This window comes from Vibrio sp. 10N.222.55.A1, assembly GCF_041473835.1.
Taxonomy (GTDB): Bacteria; Pseudomonadota; Gammaproteobacteria; order Enterobacterales; family Vibrionaceae; genus Vibrio; species Vibrio crassostreae_C.
Window position 1 is genome coordinate 56018 of the sequence record NZ_JBFRSX010000033.1, and the last position, 25283, is coordinate 81300.

General features: G+C 45.1%; 25 protein-coding genes and 1 tRNA gene. 7 read left to right on the top strand and 19 right to left on the bottom strand.

From position 1 onward, the window contains the following. Positions 1-60 precede the first annotated feature (60 nt). From AB4493_RS10195 to AB4493_RS10205, 3 genes are all read right to left on the bottom strand, one after another. Entirely contained in the window at positions 61-582 is a 522-nt protein-coding gene (locus AB4493_RS10195; protein WP_017062355.1) for an NADPH-dependent FMN reductase, read from the bottom strand. A gap of 176 nt (positions 583-758) precedes the next feature. Then, on the bottom strand, positions 759-1022 hold the full coding sequence (locus AB4493_RS10200; protein ID WP_017063425.1) for a YfcL family protein: 264 nt from the start codon (positions 1020-1022) through the stop codon (positions 759-761). Positions 1023-1031: 9 nt separating this feature from the next. Next, positions 1032-1562, bottom strand: a complete 531-nt coding sequence (locus AB4493_RS10205; protein WP_017063424.1) for an elongation factor P hydroxylase — start codon at positions 1560-1562, stop codon at positions 1032-1034. A gap of 299 nt (positions 1563-1861) precedes the next feature. Here AB4493_RS10205 and AB4493_RS10210 point away from each other — a divergent pair, with 299 nt between their 5' ends. Next, positions 1862-2485 (top strand): trimeric intracellular cation channel family protein, encoded by a 624-nt coding sequence (locus tag AB4493_RS10210; protein WP_017062358.1) that lies wholly within the window; start codon positions 1862-1864, stop codon positions 2483-2485. A gap of 160 nt (positions 2486-2645) precedes the next feature. Here AB4493_RS10210 and aroC read toward each other — a convergent pair whose 3' ends face one another. Both aroC and AB4493_RS10220 read right to left on the bottom strand, forming a co-directional pair. Continuing rightward, positions 2646-3731 (bottom strand): chorismate synthase, encoded by a 1086-nt coding sequence (aroC, locus tag AB4493_RS10215; protein WP_004734182.1) that lies wholly within the window; start codon positions 3729-3731, stop codon positions 2646-2648. Between the two features lie 269 nt (positions 3732-4000). Continuing rightward, positions 4001-4077: transfer RNA gene (locus AB4493_RS10220), tRNA-Arg, on the bottom strand. Positions 4078-4288: 211 nt separating this feature from the next. On the opposite strand from AB4493_RS10220, the gene folD reads away from it, so the two are divergent. Beyond that, positions 4289-5146 (top strand): bifunctional methylenetetrahydrofolate dehydrogenase/methenyltetrahydrofolate cyclohydrolase FolD, encoded by an 858-nt coding sequence (gene folD / locus AB4493_RS10225; RefSeq protein ID WP_017062367.1) that lies wholly within the window; start codon positions 4289-4291, stop codon positions 5144-5146. A gap of 126 nt (positions 5147-5272) precedes the next feature. Here folD and AB4493_RS10230 read toward each other — a convergent pair whose 3' ends face one another. The 5 genes from AB4493_RS10230 to AB4493_RS10250 form a co-directional block, all read right to left on the bottom strand. Further along, on the bottom strand, positions 5273-7087 hold the full coding sequence (locus AB4493_RS10230; RefSeq protein WP_372154946.1) for a cation:proton antiporter: 1815 nt from the start codon (positions 7085-7087) through the stop codon (positions 5273-5275). A gap of 164 nt (positions 7088-7251) precedes the next feature. Then, on the bottom strand, positions 7252-8451 hold the full coding sequence (locus tag AB4493_RS10235; RefSeq protein WP_017070735.1) for a NupC/NupG family nucleoside CNT transporter: 1200 nt from the start codon (positions 8449-8451) through the stop codon (positions 7252-7254). 205 nt (positions 8452-8656) lie between these two features. Continuing rightward, positions 8657-9577 carry a LysR family transcriptional regulator gene (locus AB4493_RS10240; RefSeq protein WP_017063421.1) on the bottom strand — a complete coding sequence of 307 codons (921 nt, stop codon included), beginning with the start codon at positions 9575-9577 and terminating at the stop codon, positions 8657-8659. 135 nt (positions 9578-9712) lie between these two features. Next, positions 9713-10711: a lytic transglycosylase domain-containing protein gene (locus tag AB4493_RS10245; protein ID WP_017062371.1), complete on the bottom strand. Its 999-nt coding sequence runs from the start codon at positions 10709-10711 to the stop codon at positions 9713-9715. A gap of 30 nt (positions 10712-10741) precedes the next feature. Continuing rightward, entirely contained in the window at positions 10742-11032 is a 291-nt protein-coding gene (locus tag AB4493_RS10250; RefSeq protein ID WP_017062372.1) for a YcgL domain-containing protein, read from the bottom strand. A 219-nt stretch (positions 11033-11251) separates the two neighbouring features. Here AB4493_RS10250 and minC point away from each other — a divergent pair, with 219 nt between their 5' ends. Genes minC through minE form a run of 3 tightly spaced genes read left to right on the top strand, consistent with a single transcriptional unit; the run spans position 11252 to position 13018 of the window. Continuing rightward, positions 11252-11914 (top strand): septum site-determining protein MinC, encoded by a 663-nt coding sequence (minC, locus tag AB4493_RS10255; RefSeq protein WP_017063419.1) that lies wholly within the window; start codon positions 11252-11254, stop codon positions 11912-11914. A 21-nt stretch (positions 11915-11935) separates the two neighbouring features. After that, positions 11936-12748 carry a septum site-determining protein MinD gene (gene minD, locus AB4493_RS10260; protein WP_009848498.1) on the top strand — a complete coding sequence of 271 codons (813 nt, stop codon included), beginning with the start codon at positions 11936-11938 and terminating at the stop codon, positions 12746-12748. 6 nt (positions 12749-12754) lie between these two features. Further along, positions 12755-13018 carry a cell division topological specificity factor MinE gene (gene minE, locus AB4493_RS10265; RefSeq protein WP_010436847.1) on the top strand — a complete coding sequence of 88 codons (264 nt, stop codon included), beginning with the start codon at positions 12755-12757 and terminating at the stop codon, positions 13016-13018. 129 nt (positions 13019-13147) lie between these two features. Here minE and rnd read toward each other — a convergent pair whose 3' ends face one another. From rnd to AB4493_RS10305, 8 genes are all read right to left on the bottom strand, one after another. Beyond that, a complete protein-coding gene (gene rnd / locus AB4493_RS10270; RefSeq protein ID WP_017062374.1) occupies positions 13148-14266 on the bottom strand; it encodes a ribonuclease D in 1119 nt (372 codons plus the stop codon). Between the two features lie 143 nt (positions 14267-14409). Further along, positions 14410-16104: a long-chain-fatty-acid--CoA ligase FadD gene (fadD, locus tag AB4493_RS10275; protein WP_017062375.1), complete on the bottom strand. Its 1695-nt coding sequence runs from the start codon at positions 16102-16104 to the stop codon at positions 14410-14412. A gap of 106 nt (positions 16105-16210) precedes the next feature. Then, entirely contained in the window at positions 16211-17062 is an 852-nt protein-coding gene (locus tag AB4493_RS10280; RefSeq protein ID WP_372154961.1) for an alpha/beta fold hydrolase, read from the bottom strand. Positions 17063-17110: 48 nt separating this feature from the next. Continuing rightward, positions 17111-17671, bottom strand: coding sequence for a Slp family lipoprotein (locus AB4493_RS10285; protein ID WP_017067373.1), 561 nt, complete (start codon positions 17669-17671; stop codon positions 17111-17113). Between the two features lie 35 nt (positions 17672-17706). Continuing rightward, positions 17707-18012 (bottom strand): chromosome partitioning protein ParA, encoded by a 306-nt coding sequence (locus AB4493_RS10290; RefSeq protein ID WP_372154947.1) that lies wholly within the window; start codon positions 18010-18012, stop codon positions 17707-17709. A gap of 72 nt (positions 18013-18084) precedes the next feature. Continuing rightward, positions 18085-18786, bottom strand: coding sequence for a tRNA (adenosine(37)-N6)-threonylcarbamoyltransferase complex dimerization subunit type 1 TsaB (tsaB, locus tag AB4493_RS10295; RefSeq protein WP_017062379.1), 702 nt, complete (start codon positions 18784-18786; stop codon positions 18085-18087). Positions 18787-18845: 59 nt separating this feature from the next. After that, positions 18846-20774, bottom strand: coding sequence for an ATP-dependent DNA helicase (locus tag AB4493_RS10300; RefSeq protein WP_372154948.1), 1929 nt, complete (start codon positions 20772-20774; stop codon positions 18846-18848). A gap of 159 nt (positions 20775-20933) precedes the next feature. Continuing rightward, entirely contained in the window at positions 20934-21134 is a 201-nt protein-coding gene (locus AB4493_RS10305) for a hypothetical protein (protein ID WP_017062381.1), read from the bottom strand. A gap of 301 nt (positions 21135-21435) precedes the next feature. Here AB4493_RS10305 and purU point away from each other — a divergent pair, with 301 nt between their 5' ends. Beyond that, complete coding sequence (gene purU / locus AB4493_RS10310; protein WP_029235131.1) at positions 21436-22269, top strand: formyltetrahydrofolate deformylase; 834 nt, start codon at positions 21436-21438, stop codon at positions 22267-22269. A 315-nt stretch (positions 22270-22584) separates the two neighbouring features. Here the strand turns inward: purU and AB4493_RS10315 are convergent, their stop codons facing one another. Continuing rightward, positions 22585-23181, bottom strand: coding sequence for a VOC family protein (locus AB4493_RS10315; protein WP_372154950.1), 597 nt, complete (start codon positions 23179-23181; stop codon positions 22585-22587). Positions 23182-23528: 347 nt separating this feature from the next. Here AB4493_RS10315 and argS point away from each other — a divergent pair, with 347 nt between their 5' ends. Beyond that, positions 23529-25262 carry an arginine--tRNA ligase gene (gene argS / locus AB4493_RS10320; protein WP_017062384.1) on the top strand — a complete coding sequence of 578 codons (1734 nt, stop codon included), beginning with the start codon at positions 23529-23531 and terminating at the stop codon, positions 25260-25262. Positions 25263-25283 lie beyond the last annotated feature (21 nt).

A 25283-nucleotide genomic window follows, 5' to 3' on the forward strand; every position in this document is an offset into this window, starting at 1 on the left:
GTCGCTCGGGCTTTTTGTTATTCGTGTTGCTCTAAACTGATGTTCTAAACGAAGCTGTATTTACAGCTTAGCAACCGCGTCTTTAATCTGTAGAACGATCTCTTCGTTGCTGATAGAACCAGATTCAAAATCAAAGTTATCGTAGAAGCTTGGTACTGAAACTGACGCTTGCACGTTTCCACCGAAGTAAGGTGCAGAACCTGTCGCTGCGCCAAGTACCGTTTGTGCGCCGCCAGGGCCTGGTGAAGTCGCTAGGTAAACCGCCGGCTTCTCGCCAAATACTGAACGCTCAATGCGTGTCGCCCAATCAAATAGGTTTTTATACGCAGCTGGGTAGTGACCATTGTGTTCTGCGAACGAGATAACAAACGCATCAGCTTCAGCTAGGTCGCGCAAGAATGCTTGAGCGCCTTCCGCTTGGCCAATCTCTTTTTCAGTGTCTTCACTGAACATAGGAACATTGTAATCGTTGATGTCTAGGACTTTAACTTCAGCACCTTCAATCAAGTTTGCTGCGTAAGTTGCTAGTGTTTTGTTGATTGAGGTAGAACTTGTGCTTGCGCCAAATGCGATAACTTTCATGATGTGACCTTTCTGTAATTCCGTTAAGTGGGATTAGAATAACGTAGTAAGAAAATGTAACCATCACAAGAAATGAACGGACTCATTCAAAAATTTCGAACGAGTCTCAAATAAACCAGTTCGCTCAGCAAAATGGGAAAGGAAGGGACTGAGCGGATAGTATTAATACATCGAGATTAAGCTTGGTTTTGTAGCTCAACCCAAAGGTCATTAACGATAGTGCGGTCTGCTGGTGTTAGTTCAGAGCGAGCGTCGTCTAGGCTCTGTTCAATACGAGCTTTTACTTCAGCCACATCTTCAATGCCTTCTTCTTCACATGAAGCCACTGAAAGAGAAATATGACCACGTAAGTAACCACCAGCAAACAGTTCATCGTCTGATGCGTTTTCAATGCGAGCATCAATTACTTCAAGTAGTTTTTCTTCAAATTCGATAATCATAATATTCTCTTATTTCACAATAAATTGGCTAGCACATAAAGGTTCTACATCGTAGAAGCTGCGTAATGCTTCAGAGAGCATTTTCACGCGAGGCGGAAAGCCTACTTCAAAGATACCCATAACTTCGCTATGTACTTTATTCATAAAGGCCAAACGATCTGGCTCAAAATCGCCGTGTAGATTGTCACAGCTGACATTAAAAGGAAAGCCTGCGCTCATCGCAATGATCCATTCATACGCTTGTGGGCGAATTTCTACTTTTTCAAACTCAGCTTGAACCGATTCCGTTCGACCGTCAGGTTCATACCAATAGCCAAAATCTTCCAGTAAACGACGCTCAGGCCCAGCAACGCACCAGTGTGCGATCTCATGGAGTGCAGAGGCGTAAAAGCCACGTGCGAACACGATTCGATGGTGTGGGATAGTATCATCAGCAGGCAAATAGATCGGCTCATCAGCCCCTAGCTCTAGTTTGGTATTAAAGCTTTCAAAAAAGGTCTGATTGAAGATATCGATAATGTCTGAGTATTGGTGTGTCATAAAATCAAATTTAAGTAAAAATAACTGGGGCATTTTGCTTTTTTTTAAGCGCTCGGTAAAGCCCTATCAAGCGTAATGACATCGGGTTCGCCATTATACTTTGCAGTGACAATCGATTGCCATTCCCAGATTACACTACTTTGAGGTGAATGATTAGTTTAGCTAATCTGAAAAGGCCATTCACGGTACAAATATTCATTCGTCAATCAGCATTTTTACTACTACACTCGCGCTTCATTTTTATATCCCTATGGCCTATAAGACTCCAATTTATAGACCTATATTATAGAGCTACAGCAATGCTACTAAGTGTTTTGTATATCATTGGCATCACGGCAGAAGCCATGACCGGCGCTCTCAGTGCTGGCAAACAAAAAATGGATTGGTTTGGTGTAATGTTGGTTGCGAGTGCAACGGCAATTGGCGGCGGTACAGTACGCGATATCTTACTTGGTCATTACCCTTTAGGTTGGGTTGAAAACCCGCAGTATCTAGCGATCACCTGTATCGCCGGTGTTATCACAACAGGACTGGCTAAATGGGTAATCAAGCTAAAGGGCTTGTTCATTCGTTTAGATGCTCTAGGGCTTATCGTGTTCAGTATCATTGGCACTAAGGTAGCGATGACTATGGGTCTTCACCCAATGATCTGCATGGTGTCTGCCTTGGTAACTGGCGTGTTTGGTGGTTTGCTGCGCGATCTTATCTGTCGTCAAACACCGTTAGTGTTGCATGAAGAGCTATACGCGTCTGTCGCACTTGTCGCTTCAGGTTTGTACCTAGGTTTGCTTGAGCTTGGCATCAACGACGTCACGGCGACAATTGTGACGCTTGTAGTTGGTTACTTGCTGCGCATGGCGGCTGTAAGATTCAAATGGAGTTTGCCTTCGTTCCAGCTTGATCCTGAAAGTTCAGTGCATTAATGGATTAAGAGCCTTAAGCTGCTAGCTGTCTTTAATGACGATAGTCGCTAACCGGACGAATAATCCTGCTAATGTGAAAAAGGGTTACTTCATTACGAAGCAACCCTTTTTGTTTCTATCAAATCAGTTTCAAATCTGTTCTGAATAAAACGAAGCAGAACTAGATTTTTGGCGTTTCAGTTGTCACACCAAAGTTTTGACCACGGTGACGTAGCAAGTGATCAAGCAACACGATAGCCAGCATCGCTTCAGCAATAGGTACCGCACGGATACCCACACATGGATCGTGACGACCTTTAGTGATTAGCTGCGTTGCTTCACCATCTTTCGTGATTGTGTCACCAGGTACAGTGATGCTTGATGTTGGTTTAAGCGCAATGCTTGCCACAATATCTTGACCAGTAGAGATACCACCTAAGATACCGCCAGCATGATTGCTGCTGAAACCTTCTGGAGTTAATGGGTCACGGTGTTCACTACCGCGTTGATTAACAACATCGAAGCCATCACCAATCTCAACACCTTTCACAGCGTTAATGCTCATTAGAGCGTGCGCGATGTCAGCATCTAGACGATCAAAGATTGGCTCACCAAGGCCTACTGGCACTTTAGTCGCAACCACTTGAATCTTCGCACCGATCGAGTTGCCTTCTTTTAGCAAGTCACGAATCAGTTGATCAAATTCTGGTACTTTGTCGGCATCTGGACAGAAGAAAGCGTTGTTTTCAATCTCGTTCCAATCCACTTTATCAATTGAGATATCACCCATTTGAGAAAGGTAAGCTTGGATTTCAACACCAAATTCTTGTTTTAGGTATTTCTTCGCAATTGCACCTGCAGCAACACGCATTGCAGTTTCACGAGCTGAAGAACGACCACCACCTCGGTAATCACGCACACCGTACTTTTGATGGTACGTATAGTCAGCGTGGCCAGGGCGGAACTTGTCTTTAATTTCGGAATAGTCTTTAGAGCGTTGGTCTGTATTTTCAATCAATAGACCAATAGAAGTACCCGTAGTTTGGCCTTCAAATACACCTGATAAGATTTTCACTTCATCCGCTTCACGACGAGCCGTTGTATAGCGAGAAGTACCAGGGCGACGACGATCCAAATCTCTTTGAAGGTCTGCTTCGGTAATTTCTAATCCTGGTGGGCACCCATCTACGATACATCCTAGTGCGATACCGTGACTTTCTCCGAACGTGGTCACGCGGAAATGTTGTCCGATACTGTTTCCTGCCATTACTTCCTCTAAATCAGCTATTGAGCAGAAGGTTTGATTCCTAAACCGACTGGCTAATAGCTTTACTTGTCTATTCTTCGTGAATTCATAGTGGCTTTATTACCAAATGATGTAAACCCCAAAAAACGAACAATTTTAACTTTCTATTACATAAGCCGAATGAAACGAATAACAGAAGAAAATGAGTCGCGCTTGAAAAGAAGTGTTTTATGATGTGTAAAATGCAAAAAACCCGACAACTCGGAGAGTTATCGGGTTTCTTTAAATAATGGCACGCCCTGAAGGATTCGAACCTTCGACCACCTCCTTAGAAGGGAGGTGCTCTATCCAGCTGAGCTAAGGGCGCGCTACAGGAACGAATTATACGAATTCGAATCAGTAAAGCAACGGCTTTATGTAACATTCTGATCTAAGTGGGTAAAAAAAGGCCAACAAACATATAAGTGTTGGAAAATAGACCAAAGCAAACGTTTGCTTGATGGTAATCAAAAAGATTTTCTGGAATAATGCGCCAAAAACATCAGCCACTAACTTGAATATCAATACTAAGGAAATTCATGACTGCTCAAAATATTGATGGAAAGCTAATTTCTCAAACGGTTCGCTCCGAAGTTGCTGCACGTGTAAAAGCTCGTACTGAAGCTGGATTACGCGCTCCGGGCCTAGCGGTTGTTTTAGTGGGTGAAGACCCTGCTTCTCAGGTTTACGTTGGAAGTAAGCGTAAAGCGTGTGAAGAAGTTGGCTTCGTATCTAAATCTTACGACTTGCCAGCCACTGCGACAGAAGACGAATTGTTAACACTTGTAGACCAACTGAACGACGATCCAGAGATCGACGGTATTCTTGTTCAACTGCCTCTACCAGCAGGCATTGATAGCACTCACGTTCTTGAGCGTATCACGCCAGAAAAAGACGTTGATGGCTTCCACCCCTACAATGTCGGCCGTTTGGCTCAGCGCATGCCTAAGCTTCGCTCTTGCACGCCAAAAGGCATCATCACGCTGCTTGACCGTTACAACATCGACTTACGTGGTAAGCACGCGGTTGTGGTTGGCGCATCAAACATCGTAGGTCGCCCAATGACGCTAGAGCTTCTTCTAGCAGGTTGTACGACGACAACATGTCACCGCTTCACCAAAGACCTTGAAGGTCACGTGCGTCAAGCAGACGTTGTTGTAGTTGCCGTTGGTAAACCTAACTTCATTCCTGGCGCTTGGATTAAGAAAGGCGCTGTTGTGGTCGATGTGGGTATCAACCGTTTGGAATCTGGCAAACTAGTGGGTGACGTTGAATACGACGTAGCGAAAGAAAGCGCAAGCTTCATCACACCTGTGCCGGGTGGTGTTGGCCCAATGACGGTTGCGAGCCTAATCGAGAACACCATGATCGCTTGCGAGCAATTTCACTCGAAGTAGTCCGCAGCGCATATAAATAAAATTAGAAAGCCGCAACGTGATGAACGTTGCGGCTTTTTTGATGCTTTGGTACTTAGCTATTCGTTTTTACAACGGGGTGACTCGCTTTTGATGAAGTGCTCGTTGCTACTTATCTGGAGTCTCGACTTTTTCCGTCTGTTCAGAAGGCGGTAATAAACTAATAAGCTCACACTCCGTTGATATGAGTTTTTCCAACTCAGATCCTTGTGTCATTAAACGGAAATCACCGCCATTAATCACCCCAAGAGGAATGGCTTTAGGATACAAAGCATTAAACTCTTTTAAATCAAATGCCTCGGTCAAACCTGTACTTTTAATTTGGCTACCCTGAGCCATCAGTGAGTTAAGCTTAGAATAGGTAATCCCTTCCGAGAACAGACTTCGATTGCCATTGCGGCTCACTTGATGTCTTTCATGCTTAGTCTCTGACGATTCAAGCTCAAACACCTTATTGGCACCAAACTCGTCTTGGTAATGCATGCTGACTAACGGGTTGGTTTGACGATAAGGCGAGACGATCATCGCACGCCCTATCCCATCGAGTTCCAAATTGTTTTCCGCGTGGCTTGAAGCTGGGTTACCAAAGTAAACATTCAAGTTATCCATACGAGCTAAGCGAATGCTTTCCCAGTTAGTATCAGCAAGCACACTGTTGATGTTGTGTGTGGCTAGCACCTTGGCAAATTGTCTTGCAAAGTGAGTGGCGCCAAAGAAGATAACCCCTTGCGCTTTCTCTTGAGTGACCCCTAGCCTTCTCGCCCACCAGCTCGCGGTTAAGCTCTGAATCACAACCGTACCAATAATGACTAAGAACACCATGGGCACGAGCAGATCTGCGCCTTCAATCAATTGCTTCTCTTGCAGTTTTATCGCAAACAGAGAAGAAACCGCGGCTGCTACGATCCCGCGAGGTGCCATCCAACTCAAAAACCATTTATCCGCCGAATTAAGATCCGTACCGATCCCGCTGATCCACACGCTTAACGGGCGAGCCACCAACATAACCACCGCTAGCAACCCAATACCGCCCCAACCTATCGAAAGGAAAGCCCCCGAATCGAGTCGACTGGCTAACAGAATAAACAACGCAGAAATAAGTAACACGGTCAGGGTTTCTTTGAATTCGATGATGTCTTCGATGTCCAAGCCCTTCACGTTGGCAAGCCAGATCCCCATGATGGTCACGGTTAATAAACCCGATTCTTCACTCAGATCATTAGAAAACGAGAACGCCGCCAACATTAGCGTCAGCACAGCCACATTACGTAAATAGTGCGGTACCCAATGCCCTTGCAGCATCTTGGCAATCAAATGGCCACCGATGATCCCTAAGCCTAAACCTATGACTAACGTCAGGCCCAGAGCTGACAGAACGTGTCCGGTAGGGTCGGCAGAAGAAACAATGTACTCGTAGACGAGAACCGCAAACAGAGCGCCAATCGGATCAATTACTATCCCTTCCCATCGCAAGATACTGCCTAACGAAGATTTAGGCTGAATACTGCGAAGCATGGGCACGATTACCGTAGGGCCAGTTACCACAACTAATGCACCAAACAGTGCGGCTAACGGCCAACTGAAGTCCACAAAGTAGTATGCCCCCACCACGATACACGCCCATGTAATCAACATGCCGAAACTCACGAGGTGAGTCACCATCCGGCCATGGCCTCTGATTTCTTTGAAATTTAGGGTCAATGCTCCTTCAAACAAGATGATGGCAACCCCTAAGGAGATCATAGGAAACAGCACATCACCGAAAATGGCATCGGGATTTAGAATATTCAGGCCGGGACCTAACAATAGGCCAACGATAAGGAGAGGGAGAATGGCGGGAAGACGTAAACGCCAGCCGAGCTGCTGACAAGCTAAAGACAAGAGTCCAATTAACGCCAAAGAAGAAGTAATCGACAAATCCATTTGTGCCCCTAAAAGGTTTGCACCACACCCTGTGGTACAAACTATTCAATGAAATAAGAAAGCCTACGTTCTTACACTATAGGCTCTCTTTTTCACGCTAACCGAATATTATTGTGATTAATCAGTCACTTTACTATAGGGGGAGTAAAGTCATGATCAGTTAACTATAGAGAAAGTACAACACCAGCAATAGCAGCACTCATTAGGTTAGCAAACACACCTGCACAAATTGCTTTGAAGCCATATTGTGAGATGAAAGAGCGACGCTCTGGAACTAAGCTGCCCAAACCACCGATAAGAATCGCCATGGTAGAGATGTTAGCAAAGCCGCATAGAGCGAAAGTTACGATCGCTTGTGAGTGCTCACTTAGCGCCTCTTTAGCATCCATTAGTTGGATGAAAGCCACGAACTCGTTCACGACAATCTTGTTACCGATCAATGAGCCCGCAACCACAGCCTCAGACCACGGCACACCGATCAGCCATGCAACGGGTGCGAACACATAACCTAGTAGAAGTTCGAAGCTTAGGTTTACGCCAAACCAACCACCAACAATACCTAGCAAGCCATTCAGCATTGCAATCACACTGATAAAGGCAAGTAGTGTCGCACCCACCGCAACGGCAATACGAAGTCCAGACATAGCCCCATCTGCCATTGCCTCAACTACGTTTGTTGCTCGTGGAATTTCAACGTCAGACTCAATATTTTCTTGAGCGTCATCTGCGCTACCTGGTACTAAGATCTTAGCCATCAATAGGCCAGCAGGTGCAGACATAAATGCAGCTGCGATCAGGTAATTTAGATCAACGCCAAGCGATGCGTAACCCACTAGCGTACCACCAGCGACAGAAGCCAAACCACACACCATCACAGCAAACAGTTGTGAATCCGTCATGTGCTTCAAGTAAGGCTTAACCACCAATGGAGCTTCAATCATGCCAACGAAAATGTTTGCAGTCGCAGACAGTGACTCCGCACGACCTGTGCCCAAGAACTTTTGTAGTGCGCCACCGATAAGGTTGATCACCTTTGGCATAAAGCCGATGTGGTACAAACCAGAGATCAGTGCAGAGAAAAAGATAATGATGCCTAGAACGTTAATCGCGAAAACAAATCCGTTATTCGTTAGACCACCAAATAGGAAGTTAATCCCCTCTTGACCGTAGTTGATCAAGCTAGATACCGCACCTGTGGCTGCATTCAACGCTTCTTTACCCATTGGTACATACAGAACCAACAGCGCGAATGAGATTTGTAATAAGAAAGCCAAAGAGACTGTTCTTAGTGGAATATTTTTTCTGTCCGTAGATAGTAACCAAGCGGCAACTAAAATAGTGATAATTCCAAGTAGCGAAGCCATGTGCGTCAACCTAAAAGTTGTAGATAGGAAAGGCGACGCATTCTATAGAGGAAATCGTTTGCGGCAAGCTGAGGTTGTTAATGTGATGTTGGGGTAATCACGATTTAACTATGAGTATAATTAAGTTATTGAATTTTAATAATTAACTTTGATTAAAAAGCGTACTTTTTCCATATGGAAATTATATTTATAGATTAGGAAACAGTTAGCGATGCAGTTCAACGCAAGTTTTGAGGTTTTTGTCCCAATACGTCGGCGACCCGATATGATCTTTAATGAACTCAATCACTGCCGAAAGCTTCTTCGGCATATTCTTTCGGCTCGGGTAAACGGCATAGAATGGCATCAGCTGACTGGCTCTCCACTCTGGCAATACTTGAATGAGCTTGCCCGTTCTAAACTCTTCTTTCACTAAGTAAGTCGCCAAATAAGCAACGCCCCACCCTGATACTGCCGCGTCTCGTACTGCCTCAGCCAAATCGACTGAGTAATCGCCCGCGACTTTGACGCTGAGGTTTTCTTGCCCGTTGTCAAACGCCCACGATGTGTAATCTCGTTCACGGCTGCGATAGATAAGACAGTTATGGTCAATCAAATCGGAAGGTACATGTGGCGTCCCAGCCTTAATCAGATAATCCGGTGACGCAGCCACCACAAACTGACTGTCGGCTAATCGCTGCGCAATGTAACCTTCAGGCAAATCTTCATTGTTGGTGATCCAGAGATCCAAGCGCTCTTCAATCATGTCCACCTTATAGTCGAACAAGTGGACCTCGATTCTCAACTGAGGATAAAGCTGTCTGAGTTGATCAATCGCCGGAATGATATGGAGTGTGCCAAATGACTGCGACAAACCGACGCGTAGTATTCCAGAGATATCATCGCGCTGGCTATCCATATCCATCTGAGCTGCTTTCACCGTGTTAAACAGCTGCTCACAATGTTGATAGAATACGTCTCCCGCTTCAGTGAGCGTTAAGCTTCGTGTTGTCCTTTGCACCAGCTTGATGCCTATAGAGTCTTCAAGCAAAGCGACTTGCTTACTGATATGGGACACCGAAACGTTCAAGCTTTTTGCAGCACTGGTAAAGCCTTCGTGCTTGATCAGCGCATGGAATATCACCATCTGTGCAGCTCTATCTGTTAGCACAAGATCACCTTATTAAATCTCTGAAATATAAAATCAAAAAGGACTCCGAAGAGTCCTTTAGTTCGTTCTGCCTATGGTAGGCCAAATGCTATTCAAAGCGACTTAGGTCTGTTAATCAAACTTAATTCTGTCGGCTAGATGGCTTACTGCCAAAGCAAAGTAGTAAGAACGATTCCACTTCATTAACACATTGTAGTTGTTATAAATGAGGTACGAACGTCCGGTTTCATCATCCGGCATGATTAACCAAGCTTTAATGTCTTCATCAAGTGTTGGCAGTGGGCGATCGTCATAGCGTTTAATACCGAGTTCAGACCACTCTTTTAAGTATTTCGCTTTGTCTTCGTCTCGACCTTGTAAATCGATCGACACAGTTGACGGAACATGAACCTGACGACCCCAAGTATATTTGTCATCCCACCCTGATTGGCTGAGATAATTGGCCGCCGAAGCAAATACGTCTTCTTCAGTGCCCCAAATGTCTTTCTTGCCATCACCACTGCCATCAGCGGCGTAAGCTAAGAATGAGCTTGGCATAAACTGAGGTTGACCCATCGCACCAGCCCAAGAGCCTTTCATCTCTTTTGGTGCAATATGGCCTTGATCAAGAATCTTCAATGCCGCCATCGCTTCGCTACGGAAGAAAGCTTCTCGGCGTCCTTCATAAGCCATGGTCGTTAGGGCGTCGATAACGCTGTAATTGCCCGTGAACTTACCAAAATTACTCTCAACGCCCCATAGCGCGACAATGAATCTTGGTTGAACACCATATTCATCACCAATACGCTTTAACGCGGTGTAATGCTCCTTGTAGAGTGACCTTGCTTGCTTCACTTTCCAATCTGGAACCGCTCGTGGAATGTATTCATCCAGAGTCAGTTTTTTCTCAGGTTGGTTTTTGTCGGCTTTTACCGCTCTTGGCTTAAACGTTACACCATCAAAGGCTTCATCAATGATCGCTTCAGAGATGCCTTCTTCACGGCCTTGTTGTTTTAGTTTTTCTACATATTGCTCGAAGCTCAGTTCTTCAGCTTGTACTGAACTTATGGTCAGGCTATTACCCAATAGTAATGCCGACACAGCCAATATGGTTTTCGAAAATTTACTCAACGATCACTCCTCCTTGAATTGAGGTGGCTATCACTCTTCGTCTTGAGATTTCTGTTGAGCTTTACGCTCTTTATGAAGCTCAAGTTCGTTAACTGGTGGTGGCGGAACCTGTAAAAAGAAACCATCGGTATTCAGTGATTCTTTCACTTTTTCGATGTTTACTTGAGCCAGTTTACGGCCATCCATTTTAATTACCATTACAAAACTAGGTTTACCAAACATTTGCATCAATGCGTCAGGAACTTGTGAAAAATCATCCTTCTTAGGGATATAAAGGTATGTTCCTTCTTTCTTTGAGCTTTTATATATAGAACACAGCATGACAAACCTTTTAATTGATTATGACTACAAAACTCTCACTTGCGAGATCAATAGTTTATGTTAAGGAAATATTGGGAACAAAACGTCCATTTGACAACAAGATTACTTGCTGTGCTTGGTTTGGGAATATAACATGATAAACCTAGTTTCAGGCAATGCCCTTTATTTTATTGATAAAGAAATTGTACTAATCCGCTATTGAGGTCCTGTAGTTTTTCGATGTCTAGTAACCCAGATCTAAAAGGTAGCAGCTTTACGCTATCTGTTTTGCACTTATCCGATGATCAAGTCGAAAATGCAGTCTCTTTTCTTCAAGAGAAAGTAGACCAAGCACCTACGTTTTTCGCTGCCGCACCTGTTGTTATCAACATCAGTAAAGTCGCGGGCGATATCGATTTTGTGCAACTTAAAAATGGTATATCTCAAGCGGGCATGATCCCGGTTGGTGTGGCAGGCTGTTCTGATAAGCGAATGCAAAACCTCGCTAAAGAAGCCGGTTTTGCAGTGATGACGGCAAGCAAGTCGCCATCTCAAGCTCCAGCGAAAATGGCACCAATCAAAGTGATTAGAACCCCTATTCGTTCTGGTCAGCAGGTTTATGCGAAAGATGGCGATCTATTGATACTCAGCCATGTGAGTGCAGGCGCGGAAGTGATTGCCGATGGCAGCATCCATATTCATGGCACTTTACGCGGCCGTGCGATTGCAGGTGCAAGTGGTCAAACTGAAGCAAAAATAATTTGTAATGACTTACAAGCCGAGCTGGTTTCCATTGCTGGAAATTACTGGCTCAGCGATCAAATTGAAAGCGAGTACTGGCAGAAGAAAACCATGTTCAGTATGGCAAACGATGTATTACACGTTGATGTCCTCGCAATATAAGAGAAATAAAAGGAAAACAGAATGGCACGCATTATCGTTGTAACGTCAGGTAAAGGCGGGGTAGGCAAAACGACCTCCAGTGCAGCTATTGCCTCGGGTCTGGCTTTAAAAGGAAAGAAAACCGCAGTTATCGACTTTGATATCGGTCTGCGTAACCTAGATTTAATCATGGGTTGTGAGCGTCGTGTTGTGTACGACTTCGTTAATGTTATCAATGGTGAAGCGACGCTGAACCAAGCGATGATCAAAGACAAGCGCACAGAGAACCTGTTCATTCTTCCTGCTTCTCAAACTCGTGATAAAGACGCACTAACAAAAGATGGTGTTCGTCGTGTATTTGATGAACTGGATGAAATGGGCTTTGATTTCATCATCTGTGATTCTCCTGCGGGTATCGAACAAGGCGCTCTTATGGCGTTGTACTTCGCTGATGAAGCGATTGTAACCACCAACCCAGAAGTCTCTTCAGTACGCGATTCAGACCGTATTCTAGGTATTCTTGACTCTAAATCTCGTCGTTCTGAAGACGGCTTAGAGCCAGTGAAAACACACCTTCTATTGACTCGCTACAACCCAGCACGTGTAACTCAAGGTGAGATGCTCAGTGTTGAAGACGTTGAAGAAATCCTGCACATCTCTCTACTGGGTGTAATTCCAGAGAGCCAAGCGGTACTGAACGCATCGAACAAGGGTGTTCCAGTTATCTTTGACGAAGCAACCGACGCAGGTATGGCTTACAATGATACTGTAGAGCGACTACTGGGTAGCCAAGTTGACTTCCGCTTCTTAACGGAACAGAAGAAAGGCATCTTCAAACGACTGTTCGGGGGCTAATGCACAATGTCATTATTAGAGTTTTTTAGACCACAGAAAAAGACAACCGCAAACCTAGCCAAAGAACGTTTGCAGATCATTGTTGCCGAACGACGCAGCCATGACGACCCAGCGCCGTCTTACCTGCCGCAACTAAAAGAAGACATCTTGAAGTGTATTGCCAAGTACGTTGAGGTCGATCCATCAATGGTTGATCTGACTTTTGAACACAAAGATGACGACATCTCTGTGTTAGAGTTGAATGTTAAGCTTCCAGAAGAAGATCGATAATCTTTCTGAACAAGATTGGCAGGTAATACACTTGCTTGTATTGATTGAATAAAAAAGAGAGCCTAGGCTCTCTTTTTTGTATGTGCAGTTTATAACTGTAACTAAGTTAGGCTTTAAAGCAGCAAGCGGTTATTTGATCGCTTTACTCAGCTTTTCGCCAACCACATCTAAACGCCAGCCTTGCATAACATCAGGCAGCTTTTCTGGGTTACGATCGTGCTTCCACACCCAGCTTAACATTTGGTTAAGTTGCTTCTTCGATGCCAAGAATTCCGTCGCCAAACCACTGTGTTGTGATGCTGTTTTCACTTCATCTTTCAGCACTTTGAAGAGTTGCTTGTAGCCAGGGAAGTCCATTAGACGTTCTACTGGTGCTGGGTACTCTTCTTCTGGTGTATGTTCCGCTAACTTTACGATTGAGCTGATCTTCGCACCATGGCGACGCACAGAGCGGTAATCAAAACCCTCTTGCTCCATGTGCTTGGGATCTTTCATCGCAAAACGCGCCACAGCCCATAGGTCTTGTTCTTTGAAGACAAAGTTCAGCGCTAAATCGCGCTTGATTGCTTCTTTTAGACGCCAAGTTGCTAGAGGTCGTAAGATCGCTAATTGCTTAGGTTTAAGCTGCCACGCCCCTTTAATATCAAGGTAGGCTGTATCTGGGTTTACTTTACGAATGCGCTTGGCAACTTGTAAATCAGACTCTTGCTGAGCCGCTTCCCACCAGCCAGCTTCCATCACTTTTTCTAGAAGCTTGTTGTACATTGGCATTAGGTAATGCACGTCTGCTGCTGCGTAGTCCAATTGTTTTTGAGAAAGCGGACGCGCTAGCCAGTCTGTGCGAGATTCACTCTTATCGAGATCGACACCGACAAACTCTGAAACCAGAGCAGCAAAGCCCGTTGACAAACCATGACCTAAGAAAGCCGCCATGATCTGTGTATCAACCATTGGTGTTGGTGTACAGCCAAATGCGTTCTGGAACACTTCCAAATCTTCACCGCACGCGTGCAGCACTTTCAATACTGATGCGTCTTTCAACAAGGTAACGAACGGTGTCATGTCATCAAGAGCAATAGGGTCAATCAGTGACAGCGTTTCACCATCAAATAACTGAATCAAGCCTAATTGAGGGTAATAGGTTCTAGTACGAACGAACTCCGTATCAAGCATAACGACATCGGCTTCACGTGCTTGTTGGCAAACTCGCTCAAGGTCTTTCAATTGGGTAATGATTTGATAATCCACAAAAACTCTCACAGGTTTCTATTTGATCGCCGGATACAAAAATGCCGACATTAACTGTCGGCATTCTAACACCATTTTTCAGCGCTCGCTTAGATTAAGCGCCTCAATGGTTTTGGTGCAGTACTTTCGCGCAAACGGGCTAATTATTCGCTAGCGCGTTTCGCAAGTTCTGCATCGTTTTCTTCACGCAGTACGCGGCGTAAGATCTTACCTACGTTAGTCTTTGGAAGATCATCTCTGAACTCGACTAATTTAGGGATTTTGTAACCCGTTAAGTGCTCACGACAGTGCGCGATAATGTCTTCTTTGGTCAGGCTAGGGTCACGCTTCACAACGTAGATCTTAACCAATTCACCAGACACTTCATGAGGTTGACCGATAGCTGCTACTTCAAGCACTTTACCATGCAGAGCCACAACGTCTTCAATCTCGTTTGGGTAGACGTTGAAGCCTGATACAAGAATCATGTCCTTCTTACGGTCAACGATGTACAACAAGCCTTCGTCATCAAACTTAACGATGTCACCTGTCGATAACCAACCGTCTTGATCGATCACTTCTTTGGTCGCTTCAGGGCGCTGCCAGTAACCTTGCATCACTTGAGGGCCACGAACTTGTAGCTCGCCTACTTGGTCATTAGCAATAACCTTACCTTCATCATCAACAATACGAACTTCTGTCGATGGTACTGGTAGGCCGATAGCACCTGTGTAGTCTTTCAGGTCGTATGGGTTACCCGTTACCAGTGGTGAACACTCAGTTAAGCCATAGCCTTCCAATAGGTGAATGCCTGTCGCTTTCTTCCATTGCTCAGCAACAGCGCGTTGAACCGCCATGCCGCCGCCAACAGATAGGCGTAGGTTACTGAAATCCAACTCGTGGAAATCTTCGTTATTAACTAGCGCATTAAACAAGGTGTTTACGCCGGTAATTGCGGTAAACGGAACCTTTTGCAGCTCTTTAATAAAGCCAGGAATGTCACGAGGGTTAGTAATTAGAAGGTTACGACCACCCATCTCAACAAACAGTAAGCAGTTCACCGTCAGTGCAAATACGTGGTAAAGCGGTAATGCCGTTACAACCAACTCGCGGCCTTCTTGCAGAACAGGACCGTAAGCCCCTTTCGCTTGAAGTACGTTCGCAATCATATTGCGGTGCGTTAGGATTGCGCCCTTCGCTACACCTGTTGTACCACCAGTGTACTGTAGGAACGCGATGTCATCACCCGCCATGAACGGTTTCACATATTGAAGACGACGACCTTTGTGCAGCGCTTTTCTGAATGAGATAGCACCCGGCAGATCATACTTAGGCACCATGCCTTTTACGTATTTCACTACAAAGTCGACAATTGTCCCTTTCGCGCGTGGCAGCATTTGCCCTAGGCTAGTTAGAACAACGTGTTTAACCGGCGTGTTATCAACGACTTTCTCTAGCGTGCTCGCAAAGTTAGATACGATAACAATCGCCTTTGCACCAGAATCGTTCAGTTGATGTTCAAGCTCACGAGGTGTGTACAGTGGGTTGACGTTCACTGCAATCATACCTGCACGCAATACACCAAATAGTGCAATTGGGTATTGCAGTAGGTTTGGCATCATTAGCGCGACGCGATCGCCCTTCTTCAGTTTCAAGTCATTCTGTAGGTAAGCGGCAAAAGCACGGCTGCGCTCTTCAAGCTTACGGAATGTCATAATCGAGCCCATGTTCTCGAATGCAGGTTGGTCCGCGTACTTCTGTACCGACTGTTCAAACATTTCTACAAGAGATGGGTACTGATCTGGGTTGATCGTTTCTGGTACGTCACTTGGATAACGTGAAAGCCAAGGTTTATCCACGATGTTACTCCTCGTTTATCAGCTGACGACTGCTTCGCCGCTTTTTATCATTGCGGTATTACAGCACAGCTTTAGTGCATGAGCACTAAAAGGCTCAAACACTTGTTTAAATTTTGTTAACTACACCAAGAATTAGCTCTGAAACTAGCTCTGGGCTCTCTAAATGACAATGATGTCCACCAGGAACAGTCTCTATATTTAGAGGACTATGGGCTGATTTGTAGCGATTATGCTGAAAATGTCGGAATCCATCATTTCCTAAAACTATTAATTGAGGGCATTCAATAGCCGCCATGATCGCTTCAGCGTGCGCCTGTGACATTCGATATAACGAGTCACATTTTAGGTTAGGGTCGCATCGCCATTGCCAAGAGTTATCTAACTCGACAATTCCTCGCTCGACAATAGGAGCAATTAATTCAGCATTGATTTGATTGGCGTGAGCTCTCAGCTTAATAGCATCCTCAAGGCTTGCCAGAGGACGTGAAGGCTTTCTTCGCTGTCGAAGACGACTGAGTACCCCATCTCTCAAGCGAGAAACCGTTTCTTGGGGAGCTTCTGAAAGAGGTCCGTGACCTTCAATTTGAATTAATCCTGACACCTTTTCAGGAAAGGCGGCACTATAGCAACTTGCGATCAATGCACCAAGTGAATGTCCTACCAGTACCAGTCTGTTTGGCGATAATTTAGTCACCAACTGATGCAAGTCATCAATATAATCATGAAATGGGTAGTAACTTCCCGATTTGTGCGACGAGAAGCCGTGTCCGAAGAGATCGATAGCAACAAGGTGAGCATTGGGCGCAAACTTGGCGACTTGCTGCATAACCGGATTAAAGCTGGACGAATTATCCAACCACCCATGAATAAAAACGACCGTCGTTGCGGTCGTTTGTGGGTTGCCAATCTGTTGTGTTGCAAGCGTCCCGCTCGCGAGGGAGTATGACTTTTCAATCATCAAACACTTAGTTCCATCTGTTTGCGCAATCAACGTCTAAAAAGTTAATTACTCTACGTCCTGTATCACTCGACCTTGTCTTGGCATCGTTTGAAAACTGCGACAATGTAAACTTCTGCACGAGTAGTAGGTTGGTGCAAAATCGTTAACAACAACACGCTCAGTGATGTTCCACAGTCGTTGGTTGTCCACTTTCATCACAGGGAAGATGTAAGGGTATTCCCCTATTTTTCCATCTTCACTTCCGCTTGACTGACCAACCAGTGTAATCAGACGGCCTTCTGCAAAACTTAGAGGCTCAACATACCCTTCAATATAACCAACAAAACGTCCGCTTGGCTCTGCGTCTAGGTCTGGCTTACCGCTACTCGAAATCGGCATATTAGCAACTTCGATTCGAGTCTTATCTTTCAAGTTGGTTACTTTAGAGATAACGCCACCCAATCGAACACTTTTCGCCTCCGGTAGTTGGTCGACCCACTGTTGGTAATCACTAATTACAGGCTCTGATTTTGCTTCAAGTTCGCTAGGAAGTGATGAACACCCGGCAAGTACCAAGACACCAAGAGAAAGGGCTATTAAGCGTAATTTAGAGAGATAATTTGACATGGTTCTGGTCCTTAAACAGGCATTAATAAGAAGCTCTAGATGTAGATATCGACACCGATAAGCTTTGCAAGTTCTTCTTTCTTCGTCTGATTCATTACATCCATATACTCTTCCATAGCCTTACGTCCTCGGCCTTCTGGAAGATCATACTGGATTTGAGCCTTGTGTAGTTCAGACTCTTTAACTTGACGAATAGAGTGAGAAACAGCATTAGCGACCTTAGTCGGTTGCCCAACCGCAGTGCTAGCATCAGATTTTTTTGCCTGCTCCTTCTTTTTAATTCGATTCGGCTTAGACGTGCTGCCTATCGAAGAAGGAGGTAAGTTGTTAATTGATACCATGACTAAATCTCTGCCCTCTCAAATCTAAATAATACGCATTTAGACCTAATTTGCATCAGAACCTTGTAAAAATTATTCGCGACCTGGCAGTTTCTTCCAAGTCACTTTGTCACGAAGATAAACTGGCTCAGATTCTTCTGCTGCAACCGCTTTACCTTCTGCGTAAGCAAATTGAGCAAGGAACGCCATATCTTGAGCTTCTGGGAATAGCACTTCACACGCTTTGGTGTTGATCGCAAGTGTATCCATATGCTCGGCATAAGCTTCCCAGCCGGTACCGACTTTCGCCCATATTTCAGAATCTGCTTCTAACTGCGCAGCCAGTTCACTTGGTGGCGTTACACATTCGGCATCAACCGCAGTCCAACGACCATCTTGTTCGCGGCTGTAACGAGCCCAGTACACTTCGCTCATACGCGCATCAATCGCTGTTGCTACATGAGTTTCACCAAATTTACGGTAGCTGCCTTGCGCCATCGCTGCCAGTGTAGAGACACCAATCATTGGTAAATCCGCACCAAAAGCCAAGCCCTGAGCAATACCAATACCAATACGCACACCCGTGAAACTGCCTGGGCCTTGGCCAAACGCGATAGCATCGATATCGGTTAAAGCGACATTCGCTTCTTTCAGTACTTCATCCACCATAGGTAGAATTTTCTTCGTATGGTCTCGAGGAGCCTCTTCGCTACGTGCGAACACCTGGTCACCAATTACTAATGCAACTGAACAGTTTTCAGTTGCGGTATCTACTGCAAGAATTTTCGCGCTCATTTGTGTCTCAAATATTCGTTATCTAATCTAAAAATAATGGCTAAACTCAACAATGCCAATTACTCAGCAGCGGTTGAATGGTCTTTAGCTAAGAATTCTTTAATGACCCCTAAGTCACGTGTACGAGGGATAGGCGGTAAACTCGCCAAAAATATGCCACCGTAATCGCGAGTCACCAATCGGTTATCGCAAATAATCAAAGCGCCATTATCGCGCTTGTCACGTATCAATCGGCCTACACCTTGTTTCAAGGTAATCACGGCGTCTGGCAACTGTACCTGTGCAAAAGGATCACCCCCTTTTAACTTACAGTCCTCGATTCGAGCCTTAAGTAAAGGGTCATCAGGGGCCGTAAAGGGCAATTTATCGATGATAACACAGCTTAATGCGTCGCCCCTAACATCTATCCCCTCCCAGAAAGCACCTGTAGCCACCAGCAATGCGTTACCTAATTCCATGAATTCGGCTAAGGTTTTTTGCTTGCTTGTCTCACCTTGCAGCAGAACGGGAACCGAGAGTGTTTCACGGAATCGCTCCCCCAACTCTTTCATCATGCTGTGTGAAGTACACAAGAAGAAACAGCGGCCTTGGTTTTGCTCAATCACCGGGGTCAGCATTCTTACTAGCTTATCGGCTAAGCCAGGGCTATTCGGTTCAGGAAGATAACGAGGCACACATAAACGTGCCTGATTCGGATAATCAAACGGGCTTGGCAGTGAAAACTGAGCCGACGGCTTTAAGCCAAGTCGAGAAGTAAAGTGATCGAAATCATCTGACACCGCCAAGGTTGCTGAGGTAAATACCCAAGCGCCCGGTTTAAGTTCGATTTGCTCATGGAATTTATCCGCAACCGACAGTGGTGTGATGTGCAAAGCGAATTGCCTTGGTGTTGTGTCATACCAATAGGAGTAACCCGTAATCGACACATCGCACACACGTTCAATGCGTGACTTAATCATGTTCGCACGTTCAAAAGCGGTGTCTAACAGTTGGCTTCGACCCAATGCTAGCTTCAATACATCGACGGCCAGTTGCAACGCATCTTGTAGACGAACAAGTTCTCGTGCAATTGACTCAGACTTTAGTGCTTCACGCCAGTTACCACGAAAGCCGGTATCGCCCAACACAATGCGTAGGTCGGCAGCTGACTGAACGAGCCTGTCCCCCACCTTTTGTAACTGACGCATGTCTTTCGCTTCGGTTCGGTAGGCGATCTCGATGTCTTTAGCGAGCTCATTAATCTGTCGGCTCGACACGGACTGACCAAAGTATTGGCTGGCAATATCAGGAAGCTGATGGGCTTCATCGAAGATAAACACGTCTGCTTCTGGGATTAGCTCACCGAACCCGGTTTCTTTAATCGCTAAGTCCGCTAAGAATAGGTGATGGTTTACAACAACCACATCCGAATCCATCGCTTTTTTACGCGCCTTAAGCACAAAGCAATCGGTGTAGCTTGGGCACTCTTTACCTAAGCAGTTGTCGTTAGTGGAAGTAATCGTAGGAATGATTGGGCTGTCTTCAGCGATATCATCACAATCGCCTAAATCCCCCGTTTGAGTGGATGACGACCAACTACGAACTTTGACTAACTGAGCCAGCAGTGTTGGATCGGTATGAGCACCATGACTCTCGATCATTTGACGGCTGAGTCTGTCCAAACACAAATAGTTTGAACGTCCTTTAAGTAACGCAACCTGACCATAAAAGCCAAGCGCATCGACCATCAATGGTAAATCTCGGTGAAACAGCTGTTCTTGAAGGTTTTTAGACCCCGTACTAATGATGGTTTTCTTGCCACTAAGCAGCGCTGGCACTAAGTAAGCAAAGGTCTTACCGGTACCCGTTCCTGCTTCAACAACTAATTGGCTCTGTTGCTCAATAGCTTGTGAAACCGCTTCAGCCATGTCTAGCTGAGCTTGTCGTGGCTGAAACCCTGGGATCGCTTTACCCAGAGCACCATCAGCAGAAAACGTTTTAGATATCATAGAGTACGAAGTTTAGAAAATAGAAGACGAATTATGGCAGGTTTAGTGAGCCGGCGCGAATCAAGAATGACTTCGCACCGGAGGTGTTTGGTTTAGTTTGACGTGACTTAAGCTACCTTAAAGGTAAGAACTGAAGAAGTAAGAATTAGAGAGTCATTTTTATTTTCGACTGAGATAACGTGATAGCCAAGGAGCACCTTCAAAATGGTTATCACCAGGCTGTATGGCTTTCGCTGCATCGGTTGGTGAGGTCTTACTTTCCCACATTTCATCTAGAACATGACCATCTAATTCGGTACCTCTCGCCAATGAATTCACTCGCTTGCAGTACAGTTTTTTGGCTAGTAACTCTTTATCCATAAGTATCACCTCTATTTTTGGCCAAGGCGTAAATGCCTCGGTTGAAGTTCAAATGCGTACTACGGTCAAAACTTTTAAAAATGAAGCTTCTGCCTGTTTTTCTATCTAAAAACTGATATTTCTATATCAAACAATTTATCAAAGCGATAAATCAGCAGCAGAATTTGTTGAAACCAACTTGATAATAGATTAATTATAACGGTGATATTGCGGCTCAGTTCACCGTTCGACGGCCTGCATTAAATTTGAAGAATCCCTATTTCATATAATAAGTGCAACATTTCATGGAAGTAAGATGCAAATGGAAAGAAAAACTTTACTAACACATTGTACTGATGCCCCGGGCCTCATCTCTAAGATCACCAATATTTGTTATAAGCACCAACTCAATATTATTCACAACAATGAGTTCGTAGATAACACAAGTGGCCACTTCTTTATGCGCACCGAGCTGGAAGGCTATTTCAATGATGAAACCTTGCTTGCCGATTTAGACCAAGCCCTGCCACCAAATACGAAACGTAAGCTTGTTGATTCGTCTCGCAAGCGTGTTGTGATACTCGTGACCAAGGAAGCACACTGCCTTGGCGACATTCTAATGAAGAACTTCGATGGCAGCTTAGACGTTGAAATTGCGGCCGTTGTCGGTAACTACGACATTCTACAAAGCCTAACCGAGCGTTTTGACATCCCTTACCACCATGTTTCTCACGAAGGGCTAAACCGTGAAGAACATGAGAAGAAGATGCTAGAAGTGATTGACCAGTACGAGGCGGATTACCTTGTTTTGGCTAAGTACATGCGAGTGCTGACACCAGGTTTTGTTGAAAAATACCACCACAAGATCATCAATATCCACCACAGCTTCTTGCCAGCATTTATTGGCGCGAAGCCATACCAACAAGCGTATGAGCGCGGCGTGAAGATCATTGGCGCAACGGCACACTTTGTGACGAATGATTTGGATGAAGGTCCAATCATCAAGCAAGATGTTATCCCTGTGGATCACAACTTCAGCGCGAAAGACATGGCACAAGCCGGTCGTGACGTAGAGAAGAATGTATTAAGTAAGGCGTTAAACAAGGTGATCAATGATCATGTGTTTGTTTACGGCAACAAGACTGTAATTCTGTAAATCGGATATTCGATTTCCGGTAAGACTTCCAGTTAGAACCCAATAAAAAACGCGCAATAGGGAAAGCCCATCGCGCGTTTTTTGTATCTGATGATCAGACTCGCTTTGAGAGATTCCCGACTACGCTCCTTCGTCGCTATCGGGAATGACGAACTCGGTGATGAACCTTCGAGCTATAGGCTCTAACATACGCTCTCGAACGCTCAGTCTGTCACTATCCAAAGATAGACTCTGGAAAATTTCATCGAACACCCCGTCATTCCGACGAGCCAAGGCGAGATCAGGAATCTCTTTCCTAGCAACTCTCTATTCAAATTAAGCCTGTTCTGATTCCACAATCTTCTTCAAAGAGTGTGGATGCAGCTTGATGCAAATCCCTTGATGTTTAAAAGCCACTGTTGGGTTATTCAAGCGTTCACCCTCGCCTTTCGGGCTAGAGAGTTTGATCTTAACGCCTTGCTCACCCAGCGTTTCAAAGTTAGCAGCGAACTGCGGGTAAGTTTCTTTAAGATCCGCTAGATACTCATCAGCTGTTTGGGCATGAGAAGGAATCACAAACTCTACATGTTCCCAATCTTGGCTTGGGTAAATCTTACCTTCTGCTGGATATGGCAGCTCCAAACATTCAATTTTCCAGCCAAGGCTTTGCAAGGGTTCATCGAAAGCCAACACCACAATTGGACGACCATTAATCATCGCCTCAGAAATCATAGAGCCGTACTCAGACCACGCTTGATGGGCAGATTTCGCTAGCTCAGTGTCATTGATTCGCAGCGCAATATGATCCGCTTGAGCAAAGCTGAAATCCAAACCTAATGTATTTCCTAGGCTCTCGATTTTTGCCATAAAAGTATCAAGGCGGGCGATCATTTGTTGTGGTTCTAGTTCAGCTTGCTTCAGGCTCATCATCATTGTCTGTGTTCTCCAAATAATGGCTGCATGTTATCAGTTTTGCCTTTTGCAACAAGCGTTGCTTTTACAAAAAACACTCAATAACTATGTTCTTTTCGCTCCTTAAACATGCAAACGCGTCTTGCTAAAAGTCGATTGTCAAAAACCACTCAGGAAATGTTAATTTTCTATCAATTCGACCTATAAGAAACCGCACAAAATTGGTATGATTAACGCCATTTTTGTGAACTTAAACAGTGTCTGTTGTTCATTTCGGCATTAAATCGTTAACTAGATGCATAATTAACCAATTTAATGACCTCGAAATAACGGCCACTCTTATCATCCTTGAATTGAAGGAAACGCGTGTGAATATCCAAGCACTTATTAATGACAAAGTATCTCAGGCTCTAGAAGCCGCAGGCGCACCTGCAGGCTCTCCTGCGGCTGTTCGCCAATCTGCAAAACCACAATTTGGTGACTACCAAGCAAACGGCGTTATGGGCGTTGCTAAGCGACTAGGCACTAATCCTCGAGAGTTTGCTCAAAAAGTATTGGACGTTCTAAACCTAGACGGTATCGCTTCTAAAGTAGAAATCGCAGGCCCAGGTTTCCTTAACATCTTCCTAGATGAAGCTTTCCTAGCACAACAAGCAGACGCAGCATTGGCTGATTCTCGCCTTGGTGTTGCAGTAGCAGAAACACAAACAATTGTTGCGGATTACTCTGCACCAAACGTTGCGAAAGAGATGCACGTTGGTCACCTACGTTCAACCATCATCGGTGATGCGGTCGTTCGTACTCTTGAGTTCCTAGGCCACAACGTTATCCGTGCTAACCACATCGGTGACTGGGGTACTCAATTTGGTATGCTTATCGCAAACCTTGAGCGCGTTCAGGCTGAGTCTGGCGAAGTTTCAATGGAACTTGCTGACCTTGAAGGCTTCTACCGTGAATCTAAAAAGCTTTACGATGAAGACGAAGAGTTCGCAGTTAAAGCACGTGGCTACGTTGTTAAACTACAAAGCGGCGACGAGTTCTGCGCAGAGATGTGGAAGAAGCTTGTTGACGTAACAATGATTCAAAACCAACGCAACTACGATCGCCTAAACGTGTCTCTAACGCGTGATGACGTAATGGGCGAAAGCATGTACAACCACATGCTTCCAACTATCGTTGCTGACCTAAAAGAGCAAGGTCTTGCAAAAGAAGATGACGGCGCACAGGTTGTATTCCTAGACGAATACAAAAACAAAGATGGCGACCCAATGGGCGTTATCATCCAGAAACGCGACGGCGGCTTCCTTTACACAACAACCGACATTGCTTGTGCAAAATACCGTTTTGAAGAACTAGGCGCAGACCGCGTTCTTTACTTCATCGACTCACGTCAACACCAGCACCTAATGCAAGCTTGGACTATCGTTCGTAAAGCAGGTTACATCCCAGAATCTGTTTCTCTTGAGCACCACGCATTCGGCATGATGCTAGGTAAAGACGGTAAACCATTCAAGACTCGTGCAGGCGGTACTGTTCGTCTTGCTGATCTTCTTGATGAAGCCGAAGTTCGTGCAGCGCAGCTAATCGAATCTAAGAACCCAGAACTAGCAGAAGACGAGAAGAAAGCGATCGCGAACACTGTTGCTATGGCAGCGGTTAAGTACGCAGACCTTTCTAAGCACCGCACTACTGACTACGTGTTCGATTGGGACAACATGCTTGCATTCGAAGGCAACACAGCACCATACATGCAGTACGCATACACTCGTGTTGCTTCTGTATTTGCTAAAGCTGGCATTTCTATGGACTCGCTTGAAGGTGAAATCAAAATCACTGAAGAGAAAGAGAAAGCGCTTATCGCGAAACTTCTACAGTTTGAAGAAGCAGTACAGTCTGTTGCTCGTGAAGGTCAACCACACATCATGTGTAGCTACCTATTCGAACTAGCTGGTCAATTCTCTAGCTTCTACGAAGCTTGCCCTATCCTAGTTGCTGAAGACAAAGCTGTTAAACAGAGCCGTCTGAAGCTTGCTGCACTAACAGCGAAGACGATCAAGCAAGGTCTATCGCTTCTAGGTATCGACACTCTAGAGCGCATGTAAGCGATTCGAGATTCGAGATTC